Source organism: Halomonas salinarum, assembly GCF_012062845.1.
GTDB classification, from domain to species: Bacteria; Pseudomonadota; Gammaproteobacteria; order Pseudomonadales; family Halomonadaceae; genus Onishia; species Onishia salinarum.
Map to the genome: position 1 here is coordinate 123,298 of NZ_WWNB01000006.1, position 11,996 is coordinate 135,293.

An 11,996-nucleotide genomic window follows, 5' to 3' on the forward strand; every position below is an offset into this window, starting at 1 on the left:
CATAGACTTACTCAACCCACCTGCCGACGCTGGCGGCGGCGCCAAGCAGCGCTTGACCTTTGTGTAACCCAAAGGTTTTACACTTGAAGCATCAAAGGCCGCGAGCGTCAGGAGAGACCCATGAAAGTCAGCGATCTGGCCAAAGCCGCCGGGGTAACGTCCGAGACGGTGCGCCACTATACCCGCGAGGGGTTGCTGGCCCCCGCCAAGGATCCCCATAACGGCTATCACCGCTTCGATAGCCAGGATCTCGAACGACTGGCTTTCATCCAGCGTGCGCGCACCCTGGGGTTCAGCATCAAGGAGATTCACGAGATTCTTGACCATGCCGACCACGGCGATTCGCCTTGCCCCCTGGTCCGCGACCTGCTGGCGAGCCGCCTGCCACAAATCCGCGAGCGCATCCAGGAATTAGAGGCGCTGGCGACGCGTATGGAGCAAGCGCTGGACGCCTGGGCCGACATGCCCGACGGCACGCCAGATGGCCACAGCCTGTGCAGGCTGATCGAGAGCCTGCCCGCCCCATCGACCGACAAGGCGGCCTCCAACACCGCCAAGGAGGAGGCATGAAGCCACCTAATGACGAGACAAGGCAGCCCTTGTCGACGCTTGAACGCCATATCCCCGGCATGAGCTGCCAGGGCTGCGTGTCACGCATGCGCAAGGCCATCCAGGCCGAAGACCCGGACGCTGACGTAACCGGCAAGCCAGGTGAGAAGCGTCTCGACGTCACCACTAGCCTCGATGGCGAGCGAGTCGATGCCCTGCTCAAGGACGCAGGCTATCCGGCCGACGAGGCAGCCACATCTGGCGCTGTGGCGACCGACAGCGCAGCGGGCGCCCCGGCGCCAGGCTCAGAACAGGCATCGGCCCCAGAGCCGCAAGCTGCCGCATCGAATGAACAGCCGGCGCACGACCGGGCGAAGAGCGTGCGTCTATCGCTCTCCGGCATGACCTGTGCAAGTTGCGTGAAGAGCATTAAGCAGGCCCTTGAGCGCACCTCGGGTGTCACTGAGGCCGAGGTCAATTTCGCCAGTCAAACGGCTCAGGTACGGGGTAGCGCCAGCACTCAGACTCTCATTGAGGCCGTCGAAAGCGCCGGTTATGGCGCCTCCCCCATCGAGGACCTGCGCCAGGCCGAGGCGCGGCGCGCCGAAAACGATCAGCTGGCCTACCGTCAGCGCCGGCGCGGCAGCCTGATGGCGCTGGCGCTGGCCGTGCCACTGATGATCGCCATGTTCTTTCATCATCCCGACCCGACCGGAGCAGAACGGGGTGTCTGGGGGGTGATCGGTCTGCTGACACTGGGGGTGCTGGCAGGTCCGGGCAGACATTTCTTCGTCAACGCCGCCAAGGCGCTGCGCCACCACGAGGCCAACATGGACACCCTGGTGGCCATGGGCACCGGCACCGCCTGGCTGTATTCCATGGCCGTGGTCATCTTCGCGCCCTGGCTACCCGAGGCAGCCCACAGCCTGTACTTCGAGGCATCAACCATGATCATCGGGCTGATCCTTGCCGGCAACGCCCTGGAGCTCAAGGCCCGAGGTCGCACCAGCGAGGCCCTTGGCCGTCTGCTCGACCTGCAGTCAAGCACCGCGCGGGTGATCCGCGACGGCAAGGAGCAGGATATCGAGATCGATGCCGTACGCACGGGTGATCGCATTCGGGTGCGCCCCGGCGAGCGCCTGCCGGTGGATGGTGAGGTCGAGGACGGCGAGAGTCATGTCGATGAATCCATGCTCACCGGCGAGCCGCAGGCGGTCGCCAAGGGCACGGGCGACGAGGTCAGCGCCGGCACGGTCAACGGCCGGGGTAGCCTGATCTATCGCGCGACCCGCGTCGGCGCCGATACACGACTTGGCCGCATCACCGACCAGGTCGCCCAGGCTCAAGGCTCGCGCCCACCGATCGGCGCCCTGGCCGACCGGGTCGCCGGCGTTTTCGTGCCCACGGTGATGATCATCGCCGTTGCCACGGCGCTGGTCTGGTTCAACGTCGGCCCCGAGCCCCGGGTGCTGCACATGCTGATCACCGCCACGGCGGTACTGATCATTGCCTGCCCCTGCGCCCTGGGGCTCGCCACGCCACTCTCGACCATGATCGGAGTCGGCAAGGCCGCCGAGCATGGCGTGCTGATCCGAAACGGTGAGGCCCTGCAGATGGCAAGCAGCCTGACCACGCTGGTGGTGGACAAGACCGGCACTCTCACCGAGGGCAAGCCGCGTGTCACCGAAACGCAGTTCCTCGATGAGCAGGCCGATGCAACGCAGACGCTTGGCTTTATTGCAGGGCTCGAGCAGGGATCGGAACACCCGCTGGCCGCGGCTTTGCTGTCGCATGCCGAGCAGGAGGGAGCAACGCCAGCCACCGTCAGGGACTTCACCAGCGTGACCGGTGGCGGCGTCAAGGCCACCACCGAGCAAGGACAGTCGCTGCTGCTCGGCAACGCCAGACTGCTCAAGGACCAGGGCGTGGACCTGACCCCGGGCGAGGCCATCGTCGAGCGGCTCGAGGGCAAGGCGCGCACCGTGGTGCAGCTGGCCGTCGATGGCCGACTCGCGGCCGTCTTCGGCATCAGTGACCCGCTACGCGAGGACAGCCGCGCAGCCGTGCAACGCCTGCAGAAAGATGGCCTCAAGGTGGTGATGCTGACCGGCGACAACGCCCATACCGCCGCTGCCATCGGCCAGGAGGTGGGCATCGACGAGGTGCGCGCCGGGCTGCTGCCCGAGGACAAGCACGCCGAGATCGAACGTCTTCAGGCCAATGGCGAGGTCGTGGGGATGGTCGGCGATGGCATCAACGACGCCCCGGCACTGGCTCAAGCCAACGTCGGTTTCGCGATCGGTCAAGGCACCGACGTGGCCATCGAGAGTGCCGGCATCACCCTGATGAGAAGCTCGCTGCATGGCGTGGCCGATGCCATCGAAATCAGTCGCGCGACCCTTGCCAACATCAAGCAGAACCTGTGGGGCGCCTTTGGCTATAACACCCTCTGCATCCCCATCGCAGCGGGTGTGCTCTACCCCGCTACCGGCTGGCTGCTGTCGCCGATGATCGCCGCGGCGGCCATGTCGCTGTCATCGGTCACGGTGGTCACCAATGCCAGCCGGCTGCGCCGCTTCCGGCCCTTGTCCGGGGCCTCGCCGCAGGCCGCAAGCGCTTCCGTCCACACCGATAAGCAGGAGGCTCACTCATGACGCTACTGATCAACCTCGGTGGTATCGCGCTGATCGGCGCCATCGTCTGGTGGTTCTGGCTCGGTTCCTAAGCGGGCCCGTAACCGCCCGGTTCCTGAGCAGTCCCGAAGTCGCTCGGGCGGCTCAGCTGACACCGATATAGCGGCCGGGTTTGTGATTGAGGGCGATGATCAGGTTCATGGTCACCGCTCCCAGCACCGATAGCGCGATACTGTCGGGGTCGAGCACCAAAAAAGACAGGCCCAGGATCAGCATATCGACACCGAGCTGCACATAGCCTGCCCGCCAGCCATAACGCTCCTGCAGATAAAGCGCCAGGATGTTGATGCCGCCAAGGCTGGTGCGATGACGAATCAGCACCAGCAGGCCGATCCCCAGGAGACTGCCACCGATCACCGCCGCATAGACCGGGTTTAGCGCGGCGATATCGATCCAGCGCGGCGTCAGGGTCGCGAAGATCGACAGCAGAGCGGTGGCGATGAAGGTGCGCAGGGTAAAGGACCAGCCCATGCGCTTGATCGCCAGATAGTAGAACGGCAGGTTGATGAGAAAGAACATGCCGCCAAAACCGATGCCGGTGACGTACTGCGCGAGCAGTGCCAGGCCAGCGGTACTGCCGGCAAGGAGCATCGCCTGGGAGTAGAAGGTCACCCCCAGCGCGACCAGCAGGGTCCCCAGCAGCATCGCCAGCGCGTCCTCGTGGAGACGATGCGGGTCCTGAGGCACGTCTTCGGGCTCGACGTCTTCAAGCTCCGGGCGCTCGCCCTGATCAATGCCCCCCTCCTGCCCCTCATCCCGCGGCGACGCGGCGACATCCTGGCCGTTCTTCAAAGGGGTAGACTCACTATGTTCCTTGCTCATCGACAGCCTCCACTGGCAGCTCGTTCATACGCATTCACACAGGATCACGCAAAGGGATAAGGCCCACGGCTCAAGGCGTTGTCAGCGGCTCGGCATGCTCGATCATCAACTGCAGAGACTCGCGTCCCTTCCAGCGGTTGCGATTGAGCTTGAAGGCACAACGCAGCCGGTCGCCGAGCCCGAAGGCCGGCACCTCGCCAGGTGTCAGGGCGCGGAACCAGATCGCGCGCACCGTGCTATGCCCATGGCCGAGTTCCAGCATCAGATGGCTGCCATCGGCCCCCACCGGGCGCAGTGACTCGACCAGGAAGTCGCCTTCGAATAACGGCGCCTCGAATTCGCGACCGAAGGGCGCCAGCCGCGCCAACTCATCGAGGGTGGCAAGCGACAGCTGCTCCGGCGTCAGAGTCCCGTCGGTAAAGACACAGGGGTAAAGCTCACGTCCGCCGAGCTGCTCGCCTGCCGCCTGCCAGATCGCCCGACGAAAGTCATCGAGCCGTTCACGTGGCAGGCCGATGCCGGCCGCCCCGCGATGGCCGCCGAAGCGTGGCAACGCCTCCGGCGCCAGGTCATGGGCCCGCTGCAGGGCATCACGCAGATGAAGGCCTTCAATAGAGCGCCCGGAGCCGGTCAGCATCCCGGCAGTCGCCGCCGGGGTCAGCACCAGTGCCGGGCGGCCGAAGGCCTGCACCAGGCGTGAGGCGACGATACCCTGCACGCCGGCATGCCCGGTCTCCAGAAAGATCACCAATGCCGGCACGTCATCGGCGAGCTGGTCGGCGGCCAGGGCCTTGGCCTCCTCGGCCATGTCGGCTTCGATGGCCTTGCGCGACTGGTTATCCTGATCCAGCACCTCGAGATGGCGCGCCGCCGTGCCGTCGTCGGCGGCCAGCATGAAGTGCAGCGCCGCATAGGGGTCATCGAGGCGCGAGCGGGCATTGATGCGCGGCCCCATCTGAAAAGCCAGGGTCTCGGCGTCGAAGGGAACGCTGTCCGGGCCCAGCCGCGCCGCCATGGTCCGCCAGCAAGCGGCCTCCATGCGATTGATCAGGGTCAGGCCGTGATTGACCACGGCACGGTTGGCGGCGCTGCCGCCAAGCGACACGCAGTCGGCGACGGTACCCAGCGCCACATAGGAGAGCCAGGGCGAGAGCTTGGGCGTCGAGGATGACAGAACGCCCCAATCGATCAGCACCTGGCGAGCCAGCGACATGGTCAGCCAGGCGACCATGCAACCGGCAATGGTCGGGTCCGGGTAATCGCAGTCGTCCCGCGTCGGGTTGACGGTGGCGTAGGCCGAGGCCGGCGGCCCCTCCTGCGGCAAGGCGTGGTGGTCGGTGACCACGACATCGAGTCCTGCCTCCTTGAGCCTGGCGATGCGCGGTTCATCAGAGCTGCCACAGTCGGCGGTGATCACAAGCCTGGGGCCCGGCGACAGCTGCAGGGTGCGCTCGACCAGCGGCAGGCTAATGCCGTAGCCATCATTGATGCGATGGCCGATCAGGCTGTGCAGGCGTGACTCAGGTACGCCGAACAGCTCGTTGAGGGTGCGCCGGATCACCACGTGCGAGGTGATGCCGTCGACGTCGTAGTCGGTGAGGATACCGATATGCTCCCCTTCGACCACCGCCTGGGCAATGCGCTCGGCGGCGCGGCGGGCGTCCTTCAGCCGTTCGGGATGCGCCAGGTGGCGAAGGCTTGGCGACACCAGGGACGCAATCTCGCCTTGATAGCCGGCCAGCCGCCCGGCCAGCACCCGTGCCTGCAGTTCGGACAGCCCCTCGGACTGGGCACGGGCATAGAGCGCCTCGTCACGCGGGCGCGGGGCGAGGCGCGGCTTGAGCGAGGTGGCAGGCGGTGTCGAAAGCGAGGCGGGTTCCACGGCGGCTCCTCAAGGGGACACGGGAAGAGAATGACGAAAAACGCCCGGCGGACCGGGCGTCATGACGACTCGAGAAGTAAAGCCTCGAGGGGTGACGGCTCAGCGGCGCTGCTCGGCAACGAAGCGCTGTACCGCGTCGAGCTCGGCGGGCAGCACCGTGTAGCGCTCCTCGCGCTCGAGCAGGTCATCCATGTGCGGCGGCAGCGGTACCCCCGGGAAACCGGCCTTGACCACTGCTTCAGCGAACTTGGCCGGGTGGGCGGTGGCGAGCGTAATCATCGGCGTTGCCGCATCGGCTCGCGCACGCTCGGCGGCCCGGTAACCGGTCGCGGTGTGCGGATCAAGCACCTCCTGGGTGCGATGATGCGCCTCGCGGATCACCTCGAGGATGGTGGCATCGTCGACGCTGTGGCTTGCAAATTTCTCACGCAACTTGGCGACTGGCGCCTCGGCAAGCGCCGTAGGCTCCTCCTGGAAGCGCTCGAGCAGGGCCGCCACGGCATGGCCGTCACGCTCGTAGGCATCGAACAGCAGGCGTTCGAAGTTCGACGACACCACGATATCCATCGACGGCGCCAGGGTCGCAGCGAGCTCCTGCTTGGAGAAGTCGTTGGCGGCCAGGGTGCGGTGCAGAATATCGTTGGCGTTGGTGGCGATGATGAACTGCTTGACCGGCAACCCCATCTGATACGCCATGTAGCCGGCGAAGACATTGCCGAAGTTCGCCGACGGTACGCTGAAGCTGACCTCACGGTGCGGCGCACCAACCGCCACGGCGGAGGCCACGTAGTAGACGATCTGGGCCATGATGCGCGCCCAGTTGATCGAATTGACCGCCACCAGCCGGGTGCCGTTCAGGAAGTCCTGATTGGCAAAGCTGGCCTTGACCATGGCCTGGGCGTCGTCGAAGTTGCCTTCGATGGCAACGTTGAAGACGTTATCGGCCAGCACCGTGGTCATCTGGCGACGCTGCACCTCCGAGACCCGGTTGTGCGGGTGGAGGATGAAGATATCCAGGTTGTCGCAGTGGCGGCAGCCCTCGATAGCCGCCGAGCCGGTGTCGCCGGAGGTCGCCCCCATGATCACCGCGCGCTCGCCGCGCTTGTTCAGGAAGTGGTCGAGCACGCGACCCAGCAGCTGAAGCGCCACGTCCTTGAAGGCAAGCGTCGGGCCATGGAACAGCTCGAGCAGGAAGTGGTTGGCGTCGAGCTGATTGAGCGGCACCACGGCATCGTGGCTGAAGGTCGCGTAGGCGTCCTTGACCAGGCCACGGAAGGTATCATCATCGATCTCGCCGTTGACGAACGGCTTCATCACCCGAAAGGCGATCTCGGCATAGGAGCAGCCGGCCATGTCGGCCAGTTCTTCCTTTGACAACTGAGGGACGGTTTCAGGCACATAGAGGCCGCCGTCGCTGGCCATACCGGTCAGCACGACCTCCTCGAAGGACAATGCGGGCGCCTGCCCGCGGGTACTGATATAACGCATCGTTCGATCCTGTGTTCGCGTCCCGCCCTCACTAGGCGAGACACGTTGTCCAGCGCACGATCGGCCCCGCTGCTTGAGGCGCTAAGCTCAGGGCCGCCGATTGTCGTTGTTAGGCGTCTTCGTCGAGGGTCTCGACACGGATGCGAGTCACGGAGCCTGCGATGTCGGCCAACGACTCGAGCTGACGAATGACCTCGTTCATATGCTTCTCGCGGGTGCGATGCGTCAACAGGATGATCGGCACCAGCTCGCCTTCGATGGCTTCCTTCTGCATGATCGCCTCGATGGAGATGCCCTGCTCGGAGAGGATCGTCGCCACTCGCGCCAGCACGCCGGGGCGGTCGACCGCCAGCAGCCGCAGATAATAGGCGGTGGTGATCTCTTCCATGGGCAGGATCGGCAGATCGTTATCGCCATCGCCGATGCCACTGAAGGCGAGATAGGGAACCCGGTAGTTATGCTCGGTGCTGATGTCGCGGGCAACATCCAGTAGGTCGGCGACCACCGCCGAGGCGGTCGGCTCAGCACCGGCACCCGCACCGTAATAAAGCGTCGGCCCCACGGCGTCGCCCATGACCTCAATGGCATTCTTGACGCCGTTGACACTGGCCATCAGGCATTCCTTGGGTACCAGCGCCGGATGCACGCGCAGCTCGAAGCCGGCCTCGGTGCGCTTGGAGATGCCCAGGTGCTTGATGACGTAGCCGAGGTTGTCGGCCTGCTCTACGTCATCGAAGGTGATCCGCGAGATGCCTTCGGTATAGGCTTTATCGAACTGCAGCGGCACGCCATAGGCGATGGACGCCAGTATGGTCAGCTTGTGCGCGGCATCGATGCCTTCGACGTCGAAGGTCGGATCGGCTTCGGCATACCCCAGCGCCTGCGCCTCGGCCAACACGTCTTCGAAGGTGCGACCTTCGTCACGCATGTGGGTGAGGATATAGTTGCCGGTGCCGTTGATGATGCCGGCCAGCCACTCGATGCGGTTGGCGCCCAGGCCCTCGCGCAGTGACTTGATCACCGGGATACCGCCGGCCACCGCCGCCTCGAAGGCCACGATGACACCCTTCTCGTGGGCGGCCTGGAAGATCTCATTACCGTGAACCGCGATCAGCGCCTTGTTGGCCGTGACCACGTGCTTGCCGTTTTCGATGGCGGTCAGTACCAGTTCGCGGGCCACTTCGTAGCCGCCGATCAGTTCGACCAGCACATCGATGTCGGGATTGCGGGCCACGTCGAATACATCGCTGGTGGTCTTGACGCCAGTGGTATCGCAGTGGGGATTCTCGCGACGCATCGCCACCTGCTCGATGACGATCGGACGCCCGGCCCGACGCGCGATATCATCGGCGTTGCGCATCAGCACATTGAAGGTACCGCCACCCACAGTACCCAGACCACAGATTCCCACTCTGACCGATTTCAACGTTTTGCTCCCTTTACACAGGTGTTCGATTGTTCGTCTTGTCGACGACCGTGGTGCAAGGACGGCAGGACGAATCGCCGCCATAACACCCAGTCGATCGGCTGTTATCCATTCACGCCCAGCATTTCCGCCAGCCGCTCGGCCGGCACGTAGCCCGGCACCAGGCGCCCGTCAGGCAACACAATGGCCGGTGTGCCCTGTACGCCAAGCTCCATGCCCAGATGATACTGTGACTCGACCGGATTGTCGCAGTCTGGAGCGACATCCAGCGACTCGCCGCGTTTGCTGGCGGTCATGGCTTCGGCCGGATTGGCCGCGCACCACACCTGGCTCAGCAGCCGGGCCCCCTCGGAACCCGCGCCGGCTCGCGGAAAGGCCAGGTAATTCACGGCGATGTCCATGTCATTGAGCGCTGGCACTTCTTCATGCAGACGCTGGCAATAGGGGCAGGTCGTATCGGTAAAGACATGGATCGTCGCCTTTGGCGGTTCGTCACCGCGAAAGATCACCTGCTCACTCTCTGGAACGGAGGCAATACGCGCGGCGCGCTGGGCGTTGCGCGATTGCTCGCTGAGATTCACCAGGCCGTCCGCGTCATTCTTGTAGATATCACCGACGATGAAGTGCTCACCGGCGGCATCACTGTAGAAGATTTCACCATTGGCCAGATGCACTTCCCAAAGGCCCTCGACGGGGGTGTCGCGCACCTGCTCGACAGGCATGACCTCACCATTGACGGTAAGGTCATCGGTCAGCGCCTTTGGCGGCGCCGCCATGACCTGGACGGAAAGCAGGCCAGCCAAGAGGCCGGTGGCGGTAAGCAGCAGTCGATTCATGGTCAACCTCGAGGATGATGGTCAGCATGCAGCGTTTCCAGGCGAGCCTGGGCCACATGGGTATAGATTTGGGTCGTCGACAGGTCGCTGTGACCCAACAACAGCTGTACGACACGCAAATTGGCCCCATGATTCAATAAATGCGTGGCGAAAGCATGCCGCAAGGTATGCGGTGACAGTGGCTTGCTGATGCACGCGGTACGCGCATGCGCGCGCACGCGATGCCAGAAGGTCTGGCGGGTCATGAAGCCATCGCTGCGCCCGGGGAACAAGGGGGGGCGCGTGATATCGCGCATCAGCACGCTTCGCCCGGCGCGCAAGTAACGCTGAAGCCAGGCGATGGCTTCTTCACCAAGCGGCACCAGCCGCTCCTTGTCGCCCTTGCCACGCACTCGCACCACCCCCTGACGCAGGTTGATCGCATCGGTGGTCAGTCCCACCAGTTCCGAGACCCGCAGGCCACCGGCATAGAGCACTTCGAGCATGGCTCGGTCGCGAAGCCCAAGGGCGGTATCGGTATCCGGCGCCTCGAGGAGTCGTTCGACCTCTTCCTCGTCGAGCGTTCGAGGCAGACTCGGCCGCACCGGCGGCAGGCGCACCTCAGCCAGCGGGTCGGTATCGATCAGGCCCTCGATAAGCGCCCAGCGATAGAAGCGCCGCAGGCTCGACAGTAGACGCGCGTTGGAGCGTAGCTGATAGCCGGCAGCGCGGCGCGCATCAAGCCAGTCAGGCAACGCCACGGGGGCGGGACAGAGCAGGGAGTCATCATGTTCTGCCAGTCGCGCCGTCCAGGCGGCCAGGTCATGACGGTAGGCGGCCAGGGTATTATCGCTTGCCCCCTGCTCAAGCCACAGCGCATCCAGGAAGCGCTCAAGCAGGGTATGGGTCTGATCGCTCATCCAGCCCCCTCATGACATCTCCCCCAGACACAACGAAACCCCGCCCCGCGCAAGCGGTGACGGGGTTTCGTCCTGAGCATCTCCTGACTTAGGAGAGCTTTTCCTTGATGCGTGCGGACTTGCCGCTGAGCTCGCGGAGATAGTACAGCTTGGCCTGGCGTACATCACCGCGACGCTTGACCGCGATGGAATCGACCAGCGGGCTGTAGGTCTGGAAGGTACGCTCGACGCCAACACCGTGGGACACCTTGCGCACGGTGAAGGCGGAGTTCAGGCCGCGGTTACGCTTGCCGATGACAACGCCTTCGAAGGCCTGCAGACGCTCGCGGGTACCTTCCTTGACCTTGACCTGGACGACAACAGTGTCGCCCGGTGCAAAGGCCGGAACTTCCTTGGCCATCTGCTCGGATTCGATCGCCTGGATCACGGAATTCTTGCTGCTCATTGCTAGCTCCTCAATAACTTGTATCGCCTTCGGCTATCGCCGTCGGCGGTGATCCCGGCGCGAATCCATGAGGGATGGCGCGGGAATCGCTCTGTGTATGACGCAGGGGCACGATGCTCATGCCTAAGCCTTGTTCAGGAAGGCTCCTGCACCTCCGCCTTGCTGGCGTATTCCTCGATGAATTCATCGAGCAGTGCCTGCTGTTCAGCCGCCAAGGTCCTGCCATCGAGCAGGTCCGGGCGCCTGAGCCAGGTGCGGCCCAATGACTGCTTCAGCCGCCAACGGCGAATCGCCGCGTGGTTGCCGCTCAGCAGCACATCCGGCACCCGCCGCCCATCGACATCGTCGGGGCGCGTATAGTGCGGGCAATCCAGCAGGCCATCGTTGAAGGAATCTTCCTCCGCCGAGGCCTGGTGGCCCAGCACACCGGGCACCAGTCGGGCCAACGCATCGACCATCACCATGGCGGGCAGTTCGCCGCCACTCAGCACATAGTCACCAATCGAGACTTCCTCATCGATATCGGCTTCCACCACGCGCTCGTCGATGCCTTCGTAGCGTCCAGCTACCACCACCAGGGGGCCGCTTTCGGCCAGCGCCTTCACGCCCGCTTGATCAAGAGGTCGCCCCTGTGGCGACAGGTAGATCACTCGGGCCGGCTGGCCTGCACTGCTCTCGGCCGTCGCCCGCGCTTCATGGATGGCATGGCGCAGGGTATCGACCTTCATCAACATGCCTGGTCCGCCCCCATAGGGACGATCATCCACCGTGCGATGGTTGTCGGTTGCGTAATCACGGGGGTTCCAGAACTCGAGTTCCAGTAGTCCATGCCTGACCGCCCGGCCGGTCACCCCATACTGGGTGATGGCATCAAACATCTCAGGGAACAGCGATACGACCCCAATCCACACAGCGTTTCTTCCAGGCCTAGCTCCCCAATATAACCGGGGAGGGCG

Annotated in this window: 10 protein-coding genes; 2 read left to right on the forward strand and 8 right to left on the reverse strand. The window is 64.4% G+C overall.

Going from position 1 to position 11,996, the window contains the following annotated elements; translation table 11 throughout:
* Nucleotides 1–120: 120 nt before the first annotated feature.
* Together HF027_RS06565 and HF027_RS06570 are read left to right on the forward strand one after the other, a co-directional pair.
* Nucleotides 121–570, forward strand: a complete 450-nt coding sequence (locus HF027_RS06565; protein WP_136255504.1) for a MerR family transcriptional regulator — start codon at nucleotides 121–123, stop codon at nucleotides 568–570.
* On the forward strand, nucleotides 567–3,203 hold the full coding sequence (locus tag HF027_RS06570; RefSeq protein ID WP_245184558.1) for a heavy metal translocating P-type ATPase: 2,637 nt from the start codon (nucleotides 567–569) through the stop codon (nucleotides 3,201–3,203). The genes HF027_RS06565 and HF027_RS06570 overlap by 4 nt, the downstream gene beginning before the upstream one ends.
* Nucleotides 3,204–3,326: 123 nt before the next feature.
* On the opposite strand, the gene HF027_RS06575 is transcribed toward HF027_RS06570, so the two are convergent.
* The 8 genes from HF027_RS06575 to trmD form a co-directional block, all read right to left on the reverse strand.
* Nucleotides 3,327–3,887 carry a YitT family protein gene (locus HF027_RS06575; RefSeq protein ID WP_245184567.1) on the reverse strand — a complete coding sequence of 187 codons (561 nt, stop codon included), beginning with the start codon at nucleotides 3,885–3,887 and terminating at the stop codon, nucleotides 3,327–3,329.
* 247 nt (nucleotides 3,888–4,134) lie between these two features.
* Nucleotides 4,135–5,946 carry a single-stranded-DNA-specific exonuclease RecJ gene (recJ, locus tag HF027_RS06580; RefSeq protein WP_168014048.1) on the reverse strand — a complete coding sequence of 604 codons (1,812 nt, stop codon included), beginning with the start codon at nucleotides 5,944–5,946 and terminating at the stop codon, nucleotides 4,135–4,137.
* A gap of 99 nt (nucleotides 5,947–6,045) precedes the next feature.
* On the reverse strand, nucleotides 6,046–7,434 hold the full coding sequence (gene thrC / locus HF027_RS06585) for a threonine synthase (RefSeq protein WP_168014050.1): 1,389 nt from the start codon (nucleotides 7,432–7,434) through the stop codon (nucleotides 6,046–6,048).
* A 109-nt stretch (nucleotides 7,435–7,543) separates the two neighbouring features.
* Entirely contained in the window at nucleotides 7,544–8,860 is a 1,317-nt protein-coding gene (locus tag HF027_RS06590; RefSeq protein ID WP_168014052.1) for a homoserine dehydrogenase, read from the reverse strand.
* Between the two features lie 104 nt (nucleotides 8,861–8,964).
* Nucleotides 8,965–9,696 (reverse strand): DsbC family protein, encoded by a 732-nt coding sequence (locus HF027_RS06595; protein ID WP_168014054.1) that lies wholly within the window; start codon nucleotides 9,694–9,696, stop codon nucleotides 8,965–8,967.
* 2 nt (nucleotides 9,697–9,698) lie between these two features.
* Nucleotides 9,699–10,595, reverse strand: coding sequence for a site-specific tyrosine recombinase XerD (xerD, locus tag HF027_RS06600; protein WP_168014056.1), 897 nt, complete (start codon nucleotides 10,593–10,595; stop codon nucleotides 9,699–9,701).
* An 88-nt stretch (nucleotides 10,596–10,683) separates the two neighbouring features.
* Nucleotides 10,684–11,040 carry a 50S ribosomal protein L19 gene (gene rplS / locus HF027_RS06605; RefSeq protein WP_136255498.1) on the reverse strand — a complete coding sequence of 119 codons (357 nt, stop codon included), beginning with the start codon at nucleotides 11,038–11,040 and terminating at the stop codon, nucleotides 10,684–10,686.
* 134 nt (nucleotides 11,041–11,174) lie between these two features.
* Nucleotides 11,175–11,951 (reverse strand): tRNA (guanosine(37)-N1)-methyltransferase TrmD, encoded by a 777-nt coding sequence (gene trmD / locus HF027_RS06610; RefSeq protein ID WP_168014058.1) that lies wholly within the window; start codon nucleotides 11,949–11,951, stop codon nucleotides 11,175–11,177.
* Nucleotides 11,952–11,996: the final 45 nt, after the last annotated feature.

What these genes read in the sequence shown, in the direction of transcription:
- HF027_RS06565 (WP_136255504.1), top strand. Translation starts at nt 121, where the DNA reads ATGAAAGTCAGCGATCTGGCCAAAGCCGCCGGGGTAACGTCCGAGACG.
- HF027_RS06570 (WP_245184558.1), top strand. Translation starts at nt 567, where the DNA reads ATGAAGCCACCTAATGACGAGACAAGGCAGCCCTTGTCGACGCTTGAA.
- HF027_RS06575 (WP_245184567.1), bottom strand. Translation starts at nt 3,887, where the DNA reads ATGCTGCTGGGGACCCTGCTGGTCGCGCTGGGGGTGACCTTCTACTCC.
- thrC (WP_168014050.1), bottom strand. Translation starts at nt 7,434, where the DNA reads ATGCGTTATATCAGTACCCGCGGGCAGGCGCCCGCATTGTCCTTCGAG.
- HF027_RS06595 (WP_168014054.1), bottom strand. Translation starts at nt 9,696, where the DNA reads ATGAATCGACTGCTGCTTACCGCCACCGGCCTCTTGGCTGGCCTGCTT.
- xerD (WP_168014056.1), bottom strand. Translation starts at nt 10,595, where the DNA reads ATGAGCGATCAGACCCATACCCTGCTTGAGCGCTTCCTGGATGCGCTG.
- rplS (WP_136255498.1), bottom strand. Translation starts at nt 11,040, where the DNA reads ATGAGCAGCAAGAATTCCGTGATCCAGGCGATCGAATCCGAGCAGATG.